The sequence below is a fragment of the Streptomyces alboflavus genome (assembly GCF_000716675.1).
GTDB lineage: Bacteria > Actinomycetota > Actinomycetes > Streptomycetales > Streptomycetaceae > Streptomyces > Streptomyces alboflavus.
The window spans coordinates 1-14,945 of record NZ_JNXT01000107.1; the positions used below are offsets into that span (position 1 = coordinate 1).

General features: G+C 72.9%; 14 protein-coding genes. 7 read left to right on the forward strand and 7 right to left on the reverse strand.

Annotated elements, in window-relative coordinates; translation table 11 throughout:
• Nucleotides 1-238 precede the first annotated feature (238 nt).
• The 3 genes from OO63_RS40145 to OO63_RS40155 form a co-directional block, all read right to left on the reverse strand.
• Nucleotides 239-1,030 (reverse strand): enoyl-CoA hydratase/isomerase family protein, encoded by a 792-nt coding sequence (locus OO63_RS40145; protein ID WP_030363574.1) that lies wholly within the window; start codon nucleotides 1,028-1,030, stop codon nucleotides 239-241.
• A gap of 155 nt (nucleotides 1,031-1,185) precedes the next feature.
• Nucleotides 1,186-2,280: an adenylate/guanylate cyclase domain-containing protein gene (locus OO63_RS40150; RefSeq protein WP_030363573.1), complete on the reverse strand. Its 1,095-nt coding sequence runs from the start codon at nucleotides 2,278-2,280 to the stop codon at nucleotides 1,186-1,188.
• A gap of 416 nt (nucleotides 2,281-2,696) precedes the next feature.
• On the reverse strand, nucleotides 2,697-3,572 hold the full coding sequence (locus OO63_RS40155; RefSeq protein WP_030363572.1) for a biotin--[acetyl-CoA-carboxylase] ligase: 876 nt from the start codon (nucleotides 3,570-3,572) through the stop codon (nucleotides 2,697-2,699).
• Nucleotides 3,573-3,722: 150 nt separating this feature from the next.
• On the opposite strand from OO63_RS40155, the gene OO63_RS40160 reads away from it, so the two are divergent.
• The gene (locus OO63_RS40160) at nucleotides 3,723-5,342 is read left to right on the forward strand and encodes an acyl-CoA carboxylase subunit beta (RefSeq protein ID WP_030363571.1); all 1,620 of its coding nucleotides are present in this window, start codon (nucleotides 3,723-3,725) and stop codon (nucleotides 5,340-5,342) included.
• 36 nt (nucleotides 5,343-5,378) lie between these two features.
• Complete coding sequence (locus tag OO63_RS40165; RefSeq protein ID WP_030363570.1) at nucleotides 5,379-5,585, forward strand: acyl-CoA carboxylase epsilon subunit; 207 nt, start codon at nucleotides 5,379-5,381, stop codon at nucleotides 5,583-5,585.
• Nucleotides 5,586-5,670: 85 nt separating this feature from the next.
• Here the strand turns inward: OO63_RS40165 and OO63_RS40170 are convergent, their stop codons facing one another.
• Nucleotides 5,671-7,131 (reverse strand): FG-GAP-like repeat-containing protein, encoded by a 1,461-nt coding sequence (locus OO63_RS40170; RefSeq protein WP_051811749.1) that lies wholly within the window; start codon nucleotides 7,129-7,131, stop codon nucleotides 5,671-5,673.
• A gap of 152 nt (nucleotides 7,132-7,283) precedes the next feature.
• Here OO63_RS40170 and mmpB point away from each other — a divergent pair, with 152 nt between their 5' ends.
• Together mmpB and OO63_RS40175 are read left to right on the forward strand one after the other, a co-directional pair.
• Entirely contained in the window at nucleotides 7,284-7,412 is a 129-nt protein-coding gene (gene mmpB / locus OO63_RS47490; RefSeq protein ID WP_087887828.1) for a morphogenic membrane protein MmpB, read from the forward strand.
• Nucleotides 7,413-7,443: 31 nt separating this feature from the next.
• On the forward strand, nucleotides 7,444-8,052 hold the full coding sequence (locus OO63_RS40175; protein ID WP_030363568.1) for a nucleoside triphosphate pyrophosphatase: 609 nt from the start codon (nucleotides 7,444-7,446) through the stop codon (nucleotides 8,050-8,052).
• 50 nt (nucleotides 8,053-8,102) lie between these two features.
• Here OO63_RS40175 and OO63_RS40180 read toward each other — a convergent pair whose 3' ends face one another.
• Nucleotides 8,103-8,531 carry a hypothetical protein gene (locus OO63_RS40180; protein ID WP_234311476.1) on the reverse strand — a complete coding sequence of 143 codons (429 nt, stop codon included), beginning with the start codon at nucleotides 8,529-8,531 and terminating at the stop codon, nucleotides 8,103-8,105.
• 356 nt (nucleotides 8,532-8,887) lie between these two features.
• Between OO63_RS40180 and OO63_RS40185 the strand changes: the two genes are divergently transcribed.
• Together OO63_RS40185 and OO63_RS40190 are read left to right on the forward strand one after the other, a co-directional pair.
• Complete coding sequence (locus OO63_RS40185) at nucleotides 8,888-10,660, forward strand: acetyl/propionyl/methylcrotonyl-CoA carboxylase subunit alpha (RefSeq protein WP_030363566.1); 1,773 nt, start codon at nucleotides 8,888-8,890, stop codon at nucleotides 10,658-10,660.
• A gap of 214 nt (nucleotides 10,661-10,874) precedes the next feature.
• Entirely contained in the window at nucleotides 10,875-11,453 is a 579-nt protein-coding gene (locus tag OO63_RS40190) for a TetR/AcrR family transcriptional regulator (RefSeq protein ID WP_030363565.1), read from the forward strand.
• A 130-nt stretch (nucleotides 11,454-11,583) separates the two neighbouring features.
• On the opposite strand, the gene OO63_RS40195 is transcribed toward OO63_RS40190, so the two are convergent.
• Both OO63_RS40195 and OO63_RS40200 read right to left on the reverse strand, forming a co-directional pair.
• Nucleotides 11,584-12,573, reverse strand: coding sequence for a DeoR/GlpR family DNA-binding transcription regulator (locus OO63_RS40195; protein WP_078619668.1), 990 nt, complete (start codon nucleotides 12,571-12,573; stop codon nucleotides 11,584-11,586).
• Between the two features lie 216 nt (nucleotides 12,574-12,789).
• Nucleotides 12,790-14,238 (reverse strand): NAD(P)H-quinone dehydrogenase, encoded by a 1,449-nt coding sequence (locus OO63_RS40200; protein ID WP_030363563.1) that lies wholly within the window; start codon nucleotides 14,236-14,238, stop codon nucleotides 12,790-12,792.
• Between the two features lie 97 nt (nucleotides 14,239-14,335).
• Here OO63_RS40200 and OO63_RS40205 point away from each other — a divergent pair, with 97 nt between their 5' ends.
• Nucleotides 14,336-14,773 carry a gamma-glutamylcyclotransferase family protein gene (locus OO63_RS40205; RefSeq protein ID WP_030363562.1) on the forward strand — a complete coding sequence of 146 codons (438 nt, stop codon included), beginning with the start codon at nucleotides 14,336-14,338 and terminating at the stop codon, nucleotides 14,771-14,773.
• The last annotated feature ends 172 nt before the right edge of the window (nucleotides 14,774-14,945 follow it).

Here is a 14,945-nt window from a genome sequence, read left to right on the forward strand (position 1 = left end):
CCCTCAGGACCCGGGGGGGGCGGGTGGGAGCCCCGCCGCGTCAGCGGCGGGACGGCTGCAGCAACGCACCACCCCGCACCCCACCCCCGCCGGCAACGGCGCACCCCGGGACGGTGCGACTGGCCCCACAGTCACGGGCGGGCGGGTGGGGGAAACCCGCCGCGCAGCGGCGGGACGGCAGCAGCAGCGCCGCCCCGCACAACAGCACCCAAGAGCCCCCCAAGGCGCCCCCGCCCGACTACCCGGGCCACTCCGGCTTCCGCTTCTCGTTGAAGGCGGCAACCCCCTCCGCCCGGTCCCCGGAGAACGCCACCGCCCGCCAGGCCGCGTCCTCGACCTCCAGGCCGGCCCGGAGGTCGAGCCCGTGCCCGAGGCGCAGCGCCCGCTTGGCGGCGCGCAGGCCGACGGGCGAGTTCGCGGCGATGCGGGCCGCGAGGGCGAGGGCCTCGTCCCGGTCCTCGCCGTCCCCGGCGACGATGTCGACGAGCCCCAACTCCTTGGCCTCGGCGGCCTCCACCCGCCGCGCGGAGAAGATCAGCTCGGCGGCACGGGCGGCGCCCACGCGCCGGGGCAGGAGCTGCGTACCGCCGCCGCCGGGGATCACGCCGACGGACACCTCGGGCAGGCCCACCACGGCGGTGGGGTCGGCGACGATGATGTCGCAGGACAGGGCGAGTTCGAAGCCGCCGCCGAGGGCGAAGCCGTGGACGGCCGCGACGGTGGGCATCGGCAGGTCGAGGACGCCGGTGTAGGCGGCGCGGGCGACGGGCCGCTGGCGCACCAACTCGGCGTCGGAGAAGGAGTTCCGCTCCTTGAGGTCGGCGCCGACGCAGAAGGCGCGCTCATGGGTGGAGGTGAGGACGACGACCCGCGCGTCCGGGTCGGCGGCGAGCGCCGCGCAGGCCTCGCCGATCGACCGGGCCATGGCGCTGGACACGGCGTTCATGGCCTTCGGCCGGTCCAGCGCGAGCTCGGCCACGTACCCGTGCCGCCGGACCTCCACGAACTCCCCGAACCGACGCTCGCCCATGACCCCTCCATCTGACGGTTAACGATCGTTACCCGGCGATCATGTCAGCCACCGCGCCCGTTGGGTACCCGGCCCGGCGCACGGGTCAGCCACAGCGGGTCGGCGGCAGCGGCCCGGCGGTCGGTGCCGGCAGGCCAGCGGTCGGCCCCGGCGGGTCAGCCCCGGCGCGCGAGCAGCCAGGGCTCGACGATGCCGAGCCCACGGACCGGCCGCTGCCACATGGGCTGCAGGGCGAAGCGGTAGCCGGGCGGCTCCTCGCCCTCCTTCTCGGCCTTCTCGGCGAGGGCGGCGGCCTCGGTCTCGGAGGCGGGCGCGTCGCCGGTGCGCACCAGCTCCTCGGCGAGCGCGCCGTCGACGAGCACGGCGTCGCGGGGCGCTATCGAGGTGAGCCGGGACGCGAGGTTCACGGTGGTGCCGAAGACGTCGCCCATGCGCGTGGTGACGGTGCCGAAGGCGATGCCGACGCGCAGCTCGGGCATGGTCTCGTCGTTGGCCATGGTCTCGATGAGCCGCAGCGCGATCTCCGCGGCGGTGCCCGCGTCGTCGGCGGCGTACAGGACCTCGTCGCCGAGGGTCTTGATGAGCCGCCCGCCGTGCGCGGCGACCAGGTCGGCGGCCGTGGTCTCGAACGCCTCGACCAGCTCGCCCAGTTCCTCTTCCTCCATGCGCCGGGTGAGCCGCGTGAAGCCGACGAGGTCGGCGAACCCGACGGCGAGCCGCCGGTCGACCATCTCCTCGTCGTCGGCGGCCTGCACGACCCGCCCGGTGGCGGCGGCGAGCTGGCGCCGCCACACGTACACGAGGAACTCCTCAAGCTCCGGCAGGAGCAGTTCCACCAGGGGGTACGTGACCTCGGTGCGGGTCATGCCCGGCTCCGGGGGCTCCGTCAGGCCCTCCAGGAAGGAGTCGATCTGCCATTCGGCCAGGCGGGCGGTGGTCTGCCCGGTGGAGCGCGCCACCTGCACGGCCATGGCCTCGCTGAGCAGCCCCGCCTCCACCAGACCCGCGAGCCGCCGCAGCGCGAGCACGTCGGCCTCGGTCAGGGCCTTGGCCTGGCCGATGTCGGGGAAGCCCATGGCCCGCCAGAAGCGCGAGGCCAGCTCCATGGAGACACCGGCGCTGCGGGCCGCCTGGAAGGGGGTGTAGCGGCGGTCGGCGCCGAGGATGAGCTGTTCGAGGCGGAGCGCGAGCGGGTCCTTGTCGGCGCCGTCCGCACCGGCCGCACCGTCGAGGCCGCCCGCGCCGTCCAGGCCCCCGGCGCCGTCGAGGCCGCCCGCCCTGTCCAGGGCACCCGCCCCGTTCAAGCCGCCGCCGGCCCCGTTCAGGCCGTTCGCGCCGCTGTCGGCCCCGCTCCCGGAGAAGTCCGGTTCGTCCGGCTTCTCGTCGGCCGGTGGGGGGTCGTCGGCCGCGTCGCCCGCGTCGCGTTCCGGGTACGCCGATTCCGCCGGGCGGGGGTCACCGTCGGGGCCGGGGGGTGTGCCCTGGCCGGAGCCGGTGTCGTCGACGGTCACGCCTGCTGCCCTTCCGATCTGCCGTGGTCAGATATCGACCGGCGCCAACTTTACGGCAGGTGTGCCGCAGCTCACTCCCGACTCCGGCGTGCCGGGTCGCCCGATGTCCGCGGGGCGCCCGCACGAAGCCGCGAACGGGGGCGCCGGGGCCCTCCTCAGCCCTCCCCCGCGGGCCGCAGGTGCACCACGTCCCCGGCCCCCACCGGCTCCCGCACCCCGTCCTCGGTGGCGAGGACGAGACGCCCGTCGCCGTCCACGGCCACGGCCTCGCCCGTGACGTCACGCCCGCCGGGCAGTTCGGCCCGGACCCGGCGGCCGAGCGTGGCGCACCCGGCCGCGTACGCCTCCTGCAGCCGGGACGGCGCCGGGTCGCCGCCCGCCGCCCGCCAGTCCCCGTACCAGCGCTCCAGCTCACGCAGCACGGCCCGCAGCACCGGATCGCGGTCGGTGCCCGCCGCCCCGGCGAGGGCGAGGGACCCGGCGCCGGGCACGGGCAGTTCGTCGGCGCGCAGGGAGACGTTGACGCCGATGCCGACGACGATCCCGCCGCCGACGGACCCGGCGCGCTCCGCGAGGATGCCGCCTGCCTTGCGCTCCTCGCCTTCGACCGTGACCAGGAGGTCGTTGGGCCACTTCAGGGCGGTGTCGACCCCGGCGGCGCGGGCGATGCCCGCGGCGACGGCGACGCCGGTGAGCAGCGGCAGCCACCCCCATCGCTCCACCGGCACGTCGTCCGGCTTGAGCAGGACGGAGAAGAAGAGGCCGGAGCGCGGGGGCGCGCTCCAGCGCCGGTCGAGGCGGCCGCGCCCCGCGCTCTGCTCCTCGGCGACGAGGATCGCGCCCTCGGGCAGTTCGTCGGCGCGGGCGGCGAGGTCGGTGTTGGTGGAGCCGGTGGCGGCGACGACGTCGAGGGAGGTCCACAGGCCGCCCTCGCGGACGAGGGCGCGGCGCAGCGAGGCGGCGGAGAGGGGCGGCCGGTCCAGGTCGGACCAGCGGTTCGGGGGGTTGTCTGAGTCATTCGGCGGCGTCATGCAAGCCACCCTAGGTGTGGTAAACGCCGCACTGCACAGGCGTATGCGCGCCGATACGCTACGGGGCAGTAGCCAGCTGGCACCGCGTGCCACCAGCGCACGCCGTCACCCGCCCCAGTCCCCATTGAGCAGGCAGGGAGCCGCGACCCGATGTCCGAGCCGCAAGAGCCCAACAAGGCCGACACGCCCGACACTGAGATCGACATCCACACGACGGCCGGCAAGCTCGCCGATCTGCGGCGCCGCATCGACGAGGCGAAGCACGCGGGTTCCGCGCGGGCGGTCGAGAAGCAGCACGCGAAGGGGAAGCTGACGGCGCGCGAGCGGGTCGAACTGCTTCTGGACGAGGGCTCGTTCGTCGAGCTCGACGAGTTCGCCAGGCACCGCTCCACGAACTTCGGCCTGGAGGCCAACCGGCCGTACGGCGACGGGGTGGTGACCGGGTACGGCACGGTGGACGGCCGCCCGGTGGCGGTGTTCTCGCAGGACTTCACCGTGTTCGGCGGCGCGCTCGGCGAGGTCTTCGGCCAGAAGATCGTGAAGGTCATGGACTTCGCGCTGAAGACGGGCTGTCCGGTGGTCGGCATCAACGACTCGGGCGGCGCCCGCATCCAGGAGGGCGTGATGGCGCTCGGGATGTACGGGGAGATCTTCCGCAGGAACACCCACGCGTCGGGGGTGATCCCGCAGATCAGCCTGGTGGTCGGCCCGTGCGCGGGCGGCGCGGTGTACTCCCCCGCGATCACGGACTTCACGGTCATGGTCGACCAGACCTCGCACATGTTCATCACGGGCCCGGACGTCATCAAGACGGTCACCGGCGAGGACGTCGGCTTCGAGGAGCTGGGCGGCGCCCGCACGCACAACGCGACCTCCGGCGTGGCGCACCACATGGCGGGCGACGAGAAGGACGCCATCGAGTACGTCAAGTCGCTGCTCTCGTACCTGCCGTCGAACAACCTGACCGAGCCCCCGGCCTTCCCGGAGGAGGCCGACCTCGAACCGTCCGACGAGGACCGCGAGCTGGACACGCTCGTGCCGGACAGCGCGAACCAGCCGTACGACATGCACACGGTCCTCGAACACGTCCTGGACGACGCCGAGTTCTTCGAGACGCAGCCGCTGTTCGCGCCGAACATCATCACGGGCTTCGGCCGCGTCGAGGGCCACCCGGTGGGCCTGGTCGCCAACCAGCCGATGCAGTTCGCGGGCTGCCTGGACATCGACGCGTCCGAGAAGGCGGCGCGGTTCGTGCGCACCTGCGACGCGTTCAACGTGCCCGTGATCACCTTCGTGGACGTGCCGGGCTTCCTGCCGGGCGTCGACCAGGAGCACACGGGCATCATCCGCCGCGGCGCCAAGCTCATCTACGCCTACGCCGAGGCCACGGTCCCCCTCATCACCGTCATCACGCGCAAGGCGTTCGGCGGGGCGTACGACGTGATGGGCTCCAAGCACCTGGGCGCCGACCTGAACCTGGCCTGGCCGACGGCGCAGATCGCGGTGATGGGCGCGCAGGGCGCGGTGAACATCCTGCACCGCCGCACGATCGCGGCGGCGGACCCCGAGGACCAGGAGGCCACCCGGGCCCGCCTGATCCAGGAGTACGAGGACGCGCTCCTGAACCCGTACACGGCGGCCGAGCGCGGCTACATCGACGCCGTGATCCTGCCGTCCGAGACCCGCTCGCACCTCGTACGGGGCCTGCGTCAGCTGCGTACGAAGCGGGAATCCCTGCCTCCGAAGAAGCACGGCAACATCCCGCTGTAGCCCGCGCCGTCCGCTTCGTCCCCGAAGGGAGCCACTGTGATCAAGGTCGTACGGGGCAATCCCACCCCTGAGGAGCTGGCCGCCGCCCTGGCGGTGGTCCAGGCGCGCGCCGCGGCGGCAGCGCAGGCGCCGTCCGGCGCGCCCCCGGTCCCGGCCGCCTGGGCGGACCCGGCGCGGGTGGCCCGGGAGCGGATGCCCGCACCGGGCGCGGCGGCGTGGAGCCGCACGTACTGGCCGGGGTGAGCCGAGGTGTGTGCCCGGGCTGAGTGACCCGAGGCGTCCGTGGGGCGCGCGATCCGTCCGCGCGCCCCACGGTCCGGCCTCCGGATCAGCTCCCGAGCACCGACCCGAAGCTCTTGTTCTGATAGGTGAGGCCGAACGCCTTCTCGCTGAGCGCGTACGCCCCGGTCGTCGTGACCCCGGCCGCCGACCCGCGCAGCACCCAGTCCGAGCCGTCGGACCAGCGCGCCCCGGCGAACACGTCCTCGCCGGCCGCCGCGACGACGACCTCGGCCCGGCCGTCGCCGTCGGTGTCCTGCACGCGGACGGCGGAGCCGAAGCGGTCGTCGTCCTCCGCGGCGCCGGGCACGCCCGCGGTGCCCTGGTTCAGGGCCTGCGCGCCCGCGCCGGTGAGGCCGGACGCGGAGCCCTTGAGGAGCGTGACGGCGCCGGTCGCGACCCGCCCTTCCACGTCCTCGGCGGGCGCACCGACCGCGACGTCCGCGTAGCCGTCGCCGTCGACGTCGCCGACCGCGGCGCTCGCGCCGAACTCGTCGGCTCCCTCGTCCTTGCCCGGCACTCCGGGGCTGTCCTGGTCGAGGACGGTCTTGCCGCCGGTGCCCGGGCCCGCGGGGCCGCCGTAGTAGACGCCCACGCCGCCGCCCTCGCCGAGGTTGAAGTCGGTGACGACGACGTCGGCGTAGCCGTCCTTGTCGATGTCGCCGGAGCCCTTCAGGCCGGTGCGGGTCGGGGGCAGCGCGGCAGGCTGGTCGGTGAACGTCATGCCGTCGCGGCCACCGGACCAGTGGCCGAACCAGCCGTTCAGCTCGTCGCCCTCCATGTTCTCGATGCCGGAGGCGAGCAGGTCGTCGTCGCCGTCCCCGTCGTAGTCACCGGCGTCCAGGCGCTCGACGACCCGGAAGCCGTCGCCGTCGCCCATGGGCAGCCGCCGCTGCTCGGGCGCGCTGGTGCGGGTGAAGCCGTCGCCGGACATGCTGACGGCGCCGTAGTACGAGTGCGTGGCGAGCTGCTGCCTGCCGTCGCCGTCGAAGTCGCCGACGGCCACGGACTCGCCGTAGTACAGGTCGAGGTCGGGGTGCGGCGTCGCCGTGCTCAGGCCGCCGTTGTCCAGCCCGCCCCGGCCGCCCCACAGGACGGTCATGAGCCCGGCGTTGCCGTTCTCGCCGGGGACGCCGACGACCAGGTCGGTGTAGCCGTCGCCGTCGAGGTCCCCGGTGTCGTACGCCCCGCCGAACCGGTCGCCGGTCTCCGGGGTGCCCGGCACCTTCGCGGAGGCCTGGCTGATCAGCGCCTTGCGGCCGCCCTCGACGCCCCGCGCGGTGCCGTACAGGACGGCGATGTGCCCGGCCTTCTTGACGCCGTTCACGGTGGCCTTGGGGGTGGCGAGCACGACGTCTCCGTAGCCGTCGCCGTTGAAGTCGGCGGCCTTGGGGGCGGCGGGTCCCACGGGGGCCGCGGCGGCCGTGCCCGACAGCGGGACCAGCAGGCCCGCGGTGGCCGTCACGACCGTCGCCACCGCGGTCAGGACACTTCTGCGCATCTTGCGCATATCGGTTCGCTCCGTTCCCTGGAAACCCTCGGCTGGTTGACACCGGGCGGCACCCGGGGGTTGTACGGGTGAACGGAGTGGGGGCGCGAAGCACGGCAACTTGAGTACGCGTACTCAGGCGCGCGGCGCGGCGCGGTCGCACCATCGGAGCCATGCTGTGGTCCGACCCGGAGAACGACCCGCCCAAGGACATGCGGGACATGCAGGCGAAGATGCGCCGTGCGGGTGTCCTGCTCGCCCTCGCGATGGTCGTCGCGATGCTCGTCCTGGGCGTGATCTGAACCGCCGGTCGGCGCTCGCTAGGCTGACCGCATGAGCGATCAACCCCGCCGTCTCGTCCTCGCCTCCCAGTCCCCGGCCCGGCTCGGCCTGCTGCGCCAGGCGGGCCTCGCACCCGAGGTCGTCGTCAGCGGCGTCGACGAGGACGCGGTGACCGCACCGACCCCCGCCGAGCTGGCCAAGGCCCTCGCCGAGGCGAAGGCGTCGGTGGTCGCGGCCCGCCCGGAGGTCAAGGGCGCCCTCGTCATCGGCTGCGACTCGGTCCTCGAGCTGGACGGCCGGGCGCTCGGCAAGCCCGCGGACGCCACGGAGGCCACCGCGCGCTGGCAGGACATGCGGGGCCGCGCGGGCGTGCTGCAGACCGGACACTGCGTGTACGACACGCTCTCGGGCGAGCACGTGGCGGCGACCGCGTCCACGGTGGTCCGCTTCGGCAAGCCGTCCGACGCGGAGATCGCCGCGTACGTGGCCAGCGGCGAACCGCTGCACGTGGCGGGCGCGTTCACGCTCGACGGCCGCTCGGCGCCGTTCATCGACGGCATCGAGGGCGACCACGGCAACGTCATCGGCCTGTCCCTGCCGATGCTGCGGCGCCTGCTCGGGGAACTGGGCGTCGGGATCACGGAGTTGTGGGCGGACTAGGGCGCGTCTAGGACACGCCCTAGAGGCGCACGAGGGCGCCTGCGGGGCGCTCAGGCGGCCTGCGGGGCGCCGTCCACCCCCGTGGCGTCCCTCCTGTCGTACGCCACCAGCGGCAGCACGATGAGGCCGAGCACGGCCATCATGAGGACGAACGCGAGCCAGCCCACCAGACCGACCGCGAACGCGCCGAGCAGACCGTGCGTCACGGCGGCGCTGATCAGCAGGATCTTGCCGAAGCGTCCCGGCGCGCGGTCGGTGGCGGCGGTGCGGGCGAGGACGAGGCCGCACAGCGCGAGGTAGAGCCCGAAGAGGCCGCCCGCGACCCAGGCGCCCACGCTCATCGCGTGCGGGTCGAGCCCGCCCATGGACATCTCCTGCTTGTCGACGACGAGCCCGAGGAACCAGTTGAGGAGGACGATCCCGACCGCCTCGGCCCAGAGCGCGACCGCGCCCACCCACGCCACCGGCCTGCGCGCCACGGCGCCCACCCACTCTCTGCCTACCGCTGTTACCGCTAGTACGTTGAGACATCGGCACGCTACTAACGGGTAAACCGTGGGACAAGGCCCGTACCGCGGGCAAAGAATCCTTGGGCCATTCGTAGGGACTCCACAAAGAATGACCTCGCGCCGCAGCGCTGCCTCACAGAGACCTTGACCACACCGGAGGGCTACGCTGCCGGGAAAGGACCCTGCGTACCACGGTGCGACAAGGGATTTCGGGGATCGACAGGGCCTCGGATCACGCTCCGTGTGGGCAAGCTCACCATTGGGGACGGGTCGTAAGGCCGTGTCGGCAGTCCCTAAACTCGGCTTGTTTCAAGGAGGGAGCCATCGTGCGCAAGGTGCTCATCGCCAACCGTGGCGAAATCGCTGTCCGGGTCGCCCGGGCGTGCCGGGATGCCGGGATCGCGAGCGTTGCCGTCTACGCGGACCCCGACCGGGACGCACTGCATGTGCGGGCCGCTGACGAGGCGTTCGCTCTTGGCGGTGACACTCCGGCCACCAGCTACCTGGACATGGCGAAGGTGCTCGCCGCGGCCAAGGACTCCGGGGCGGACGCGGTCCACCCGGGCTACGGCTTCCTCTCCGAGAACGCGGAGTTCGCCCAGGCCGTCCTGGACGCCGGTCTGACCTGGATCGGCCCGCCGCCGCAGGCGATCCGGGACCTGGGCGACAAGGTCGCCGCCCGGCACATCGCGCAGCGCGCGGGCGCCCCGCTGGTCGCGGGCACGCCGGACCCGGTCTCCGGCTCCGACGAGGTCGTCGCCTTCGCCGAGGAGCACGGCCTGCCGATCGCCATCAAGGCGGCGTTCGGCGGCGGCGGCCGCGGCCTGAAGGTCGCCCGCACTCTCGAAGAGGTGCCGGAGCTGTACGACTCCGCGGTGCGCGAGGCCGTCGCGGCCTTCGGTCGCGGCGAGTGCTTCGTGGAGCGCTACCTGGACAAGCCGCGGCACGTGGAGACCCAGTGCCTGGCCGACAAGCACGGCAACGTGGTCGTCGTCTCCACCCGTGACTGCTCGCTGCAGCGCCGCCACCAGAAGCTGGTGGAGGAGGCCCCGGCCCCGTTCCTCTCGGACGCCCAGCTGGAGGAGCTGTACAGCTCCTCGAAGGCGATCCTGAAGGAGGCCGGCTACGTCGGCGCGGGCACCGTGGAGTTCCTGGTCGGCGCCGACGGCACGATCTCCTTCCTGGAGGTCAACACCCGCCTCCAGGTGGAGCACCCGGTCACCGAGGAGGTCGCCGGGATCGACCTGGTCCGCGAGATGTTCCGCATCGCCGACGGCGAGGAACTGGGCTACGACGACCCGGCGTTGCGCGGTCACTCCTTCGAGTTCCGCATCAACGGCGAGGACCCGGGCCGGGGCTTCCTGCCCGCGCCCGGCACCGTCACCAAGTTCGAGGCCCCGTCCGGTCCTGGTGTCCGCCTGGACGCGGGTGTCGAGTCCGGCTCGGTCATCGGCCCGGCCTGGGACTCGCTGCTCGCCAAGCTGATCGTCACCGGCCGTACGCGCAAGGAGGCCCTGGAGCGGGCCGCGCGCGCCCTGGCCGAGTTCGAGGTCGAGGGCATGGCCACCGCCATCCCGTTCCACCGCAAGGTAGTCGCCGACCCGGCGTTCGCGCCCGAACTGACCGGCTCCGACGCGCCGTTCACGGTCTTCACGCGGTGGATCGAGACCGAGTTCGTCAACGACATCGCGCCGTTCGCCCCCGTGGGCGGCGACGCCGACGAGGAGGACGGCGACCGCGAGACGATCGTCGTCGAGGTCGGCGGCAAGCGCCTGGAGGTCTCCCTGCCGGCCGGCATGGGCATGTCCCTCGCGCGGACGGGCCTCTCGGCGGGCGCCAAGCCGAAGCGCCGCGCGACCAAGAAGTCCGGCCCCGCGGCGTCCGGCGACACCCTCGCCTCGCCCATGCAGGGCACGATCGTCAAGGTCGCCGTCGAGGAGGGCCAGGAGGTCAAGGAGGGCGACCTCATCGTGGTGCTGGAGGCCATGAAGATGGAACAGCCCCTCAACGCCCACCGCTCCGGTACGGTCAAGGGCCTGCAGGCGGAGGTCGGGGCGTCGCTGACGTCGGGCGCCGCGATCTGCGAGATCAAGGACTGAACCTTCCCCAATCCCGCCCCTTCCCGAAACCGGGGGCTCCGCCCCCTGGACCCCCGTATCGGCGCTCCGCGCCTCGTCCTCAATCGCCGGACGGGCTAAAACCTTGCCGCACCGGCGAAAGTTATAGCCCCTCCGGCGATTGAGGAGCGGGGTCTGGGGCGGAGCCCCAGTTTCGGTGAAGGGGCGGGACTGGGGCGCCCCCGCGAGGAGACCCATGCGCGCCGACGCCCGCCGCAACCACCACCGGCTCCTGAGCGAGGCCCGCACCGCGTTCGCGGAACACGGCACGGACACCTCCTTGGAGGACGTGGCCCGCCGTGCGGGCGTGGGCATCGGCACCCTGTACCGCCACTTCCCCACCCGCCACGCCCTCCTGAGCGCCGTCTTCGAGGACGCGGTCAGCGACCTGTTGACCCGCTCCCGCGACCTCCTGGAAGCCCCCCAGCCCTGCACGGCCCTGGTGGAGTGGCTCCGGGCGATCATCACTCATGCGGGTGAGTACCGCGGCCTCGCCCACGCCCTCATGTCGGCCTCACGGGACGACAGTTCCGCGCTCGCGCGGTGCAGTCGCCCGATGCGGGAGGCGGGCACCAAGCTCCTGGAGCGCGCCCAGTCGTCGGGCGCGGTGCGCGAGGGCGTGTCGATCGACGATCTGCTCCAGCTGACGAACGCGATCGCGCTGGCGGCGGAGGAGTCCCCGGACGACCCGGAGTTGGCGGACCGCCTCCTGACGCTGACGCTGCGCGGCCTCAAGGCAGAGCCCGCCGGACGAGCCACTACGAGCCCGTCGTAGGGGTCCTCCCTCTGCTCCTCAAGACTTGGGGGAGAGGGACGAGGCGCGCAGCGCCGATCTGAGGGCGCCCTGGGCCGAGAGCAAGCGCGGGTCGACCCCGCCCTGCCCTGGGCCCAGGGGCCGGCCGACCCTAGCGACGCCGCAAGTCAGCGACGCGCGCTCCCCGTTCCCCGGGGGGCTGCTCGCCGAGTACGGACGCGCTGCGCAACTGCGGCCCGGCGCCGGGCCCCGCGCCATGGCCCCCGTGCCCCCGCCGCTGACCGGGCAACGGCACGTCCCTGCGCGCCTGCCGACCGGCTGGGACGGAGTCAACTCCGGGGGCCTGGCCGGGGCCCGTCGACGCTCCGGCGACCGCGATCTGCACGCCCTGGTCAGCCAGTGCCTGCAACTCGGTCGCCGCGCGGTCGTCGTGCGCGGGCGGCTCGTCCGTGACCAGACGCGTGATGACGTCCGTCGGCACGGTCTGGAACATGGTGTCGGTGCCGAGCTTGGTGTGGTCGGCGAGGACCACCACCTCCGCGGCGGCCTGCACGAGCGCGCGGTCCACGCTCGCCGACAGCATGTTGGACGTGGACAGGCCGCGTTCGGCGGTCAGGCCGCTGCCCGACAGGAACGCCCGCGACACCCTGAGCCCCTGGAGGGACTGCTCGGCGCCGCTGCCCACCAGCGCGTAGTTCGAGCCGCGCAGGGTGCCGCCGGTCATGACGACTTCCACCCGGTTGGCGTGGGCGAGGGCCTGTGCCACCAACAGGGAGTTGGTGACGACGGTCAGGCCGGGCACCCGCGCGAGCCGGCGGGCCAGCTCCTGCGTGGTCGTACCCGCCCCGACGACGATGGCTTCGCCCTCTTCGACGAGACCCGCCGCGAGATCGGCGATGGCCGTCTTCTCGGCGGACGCGAGATGTGATTTCTGCGGAAAGCCGGACTCCCGCGTGAATCCGCCCGGCAATACCGCACCGCCATGCCGGCGGTCGAGGAGTCCTTCTGCCTCCAGCGCGCGCACGTCCCGCCGTACGGTCACTTCGGAGGTCTGGACGACGCGGGCGAGCTCACGGAGCGACACCGCTCCGTTGGCCCGCACCATTTCGAGGATCAATTGGCGACGTTCTGCAGCGAACACGAAACTGACAGTAACCCCAACGACCGTCTGCTTTCAGCAGTTTGCGCCGAATTACAGAAGTTGTTCGCACAGGAGGGGTGGAAGTGGTATAGGGGTTACTCTCCCCGCCTATGCCGTACGAATGGGCGGCAACAGGCTGTGACCTGCGGAGAGTTGATTCCGGCCGACCGGACGATCACATCGCCCGATCGGCGCCCGCTGACCGAACGGTCGGGATCAGGCCTCCCCGGCGACCTTACGCGTGTGCAACTGCCGCGCGACTTCGGCGATCGAGCCCGAAAGCGATGGGTACACGGTGAAGGCGTTAGCGATCTGCTCCACCGTCAGATTGTTGTCGACCGCGATCGAGATGGGGTGGATCAGTTCCGAGGCGCGGGGCGAGACGACGACTCCGCCGACCACGATTCCCGTACCCGGACGGCAGAAGATCTTTACGAAGCCGTCGCGGATGCCCTGCATCTTCGCGCGCGGGTTGCGGAGCAGCGGCAGCTTGACGACGCGGGCGTCGATCTTTCCGGCGTCGACGTCGGCCTGGCTGTAGCCGACGGTCGCGATCTCCGGGTCGGTGAAGACGTTCGACGAGACGGTCTTCAGGTTCAGCGGGGTGACCGCGTCGCCCAGGAAGTGGTACATCGCGATGCGGCCCTGCATGGCGGCGACCGAGGCGAGGGCGAAGATGCCGGTGACGTCACCGGCGGCGTACACGCCGGGGGCGGAGGTCCTGGAGACCCGGTCGGTCCAGATGTGCCCGGACTCCTTGACCTTGACCCCGGCCTCCTCCAGGCCCATCCCGTCGCTGTTCGGGATGGCGCCGACGGCCATCAGGCAGTGCGATCCGGAGATGACGCGGCCGTCGGCGAGGGTGACCTCGACGCGGTCGCCGACGCGCTTGGCGGAGGCGGCGCGGGTCCGCCCCATGACGTTCATGCCGCGGCGGCGGAAGACGTCCTCCAGGACGGCAGCGGCGTCCGGGTCCTCGCCCGGCAGCACGCGGTCGCGCGAGGACACCAGCGTGACCCGGGAGCCGAGCGCCTGGTAGGCACCGGCGAACTCGGCGCCCGTCACACCCGACCCGACCACGATGAGCTCCTCGGGCAGCTCGTCGAGGTCGTACACCTGCGTCCAGTTCAGGATCCGCTCGCCGTCGGGCTGGGCGTCCGGGAGCTCGCGCGGGTGGCCGCCGGTGGCGATGAGGACGGCGTCGGCGGTCAGGGTCTCCTCGGAGCCGTCGGCGGCGCGCACGACGACCTTGCGGGAGCCGTCCATGGCCTGCTGGCCCTCAAGACGGCCGCGGCCGCGCATGACCCGGGCGCCCGCACGCGTCACGGACGCCGTGATGTCGTGCGACTGCGCGAGCGCGAGCCGCTTCACACGCCGGTTGACCTTGCCGAGGTCCACGCCCACGACCCGGGCCGCCTGGTCGATGTGCGGCGTGTCGTCCTCGACGATGATGCCCAGCTCCTCGTACGAGGAGTCGAAGGTCGTCATCACCTCGGCCGTCGCGATCAGGGTCTTCGACGGTACGCAGTCGGTGAGCACCGACGCCCCGCCCAGACCGTCGCAGTCGACGACGGTCACCTCCGCGCCGAGCTGGGCGGCCACCAGGGCCGCCTCATATCCGCCGGGTCCGCCGCCAATGATCACGATCCGAGTCACATACGCCATTGTCCCGCACCGCCGCGTCCCGTGTGCCACGGGGGGCCTCCAGTGCGGCCTCCAGTGCGACAGGAGGGTGCCGTGCGGCTGCCGTACCCTCGACGGCATGTCGCTCTACGCCGCGTACGCCGGCAATCTCGACCCGCGGCTCATGACGCGCCGCGCCCCGCACTCGCCGCTGCGCGCGACGGGCTGGCTCAACGACTGGCGGCTGACGTTCGGCGGCGAGCACATGGGCTGGGAGGGCGCGCTCGCGACGATCGTCGAGGCGCCGCGCTCGCAGGTGTTCGTGGCGCTGTACGACATCGCCCCCATGGACGAGGACTCCATGGACCGGTGGGAGGGGGTCGGGCTCGACATCTACCGGCGCATGCGGATCCGGGTGCACACCCTCGAGGGTGAGGAGGCGGCCTGGGTGTACGTCCTCAACGGGTACGAGGGCGGGTTGCCCTCCGCCCGCTACCTCGGCGAGCTCGCCGACGCCGCGGAGTCGGCCGGGGCGCCCCACGACTACGTCATGAACCTCCGCAAACGCCCCTGCTGACCCGCTGCTCGGCGCTCCGCGCCTGGTCCTCAATCGCCGGACAGGCTCTCTCCCACCCCCCCGCCCGAGCCTCCTCCGGCCCGATCGACAGCCCGGCAGCTTCAGCCCCGCGGGGGGCGCCCCCGTTTCGGCGCTCCGCGCCTCGTCCTCAAACTCCCCCAAGCTCTTAAGG

Coding starts and splice junctions, on each gene's coding strand:
- OO63_RS40145 (WP_030363574.1), bottom strand. CDS start 1,030: ATGGGCGAGCGTCGGTTCGGGGAGTTCGTGGAGGTCCGGCGGCACGGG.
- OO63_RS40155 (WP_030363572.1), bottom strand. CDS start 3,572: ATGACGCCGCCGAATGACTCAGACAACCCCCCGAACCGCTGGTCCGAC.
- OO63_RS40160 (WP_030363571.1), top strand. CDS start 3,723: ATGTCCGAGCCGCAAGAGCCCAACAAGGCCGACACGCCCGACACTGAG.
- OO63_RS40170 (WP_051811749.1), bottom strand. CDS start 7,131: ATGCGCAAGATGCGCAGAAGTGTCCTGACCGCGGTGGCGACGGTCGTG.
- mmpB (WP_087887828.1), top strand. CDS start 7,284: ATGCTGTGGTCCGACCCGGAGAACGACCCGCCCAAGGACATGCGGGAC.
- OO63_RS40175 (WP_030363568.1), top strand. CDS start 7,444: ATGAGCGATCAACCCCGCCGTCTCGTCCTCGCCTCCCAGTCCCCGGCC.
- OO63_RS40190 (WP_030363565.1), top strand. CDS start 10,875: ATGCGCGCCGACGCCCGCCGCAACCACCACCGGCTCCTGAGCGAGGCC.
- OO63_RS40200 (WP_030363563.1), bottom strand. CDS start 14,238: ATGGCGTATGTGACTCGGATCGTGATCATTGGCGGCGGACCCGGCGGA.
- OO63_RS40205 (WP_030363562.1), top strand. CDS start 14,336: ATGTCGCTCTACGCCGCGTACGCCGGCAATCTCGACCCGCGGCTCATG.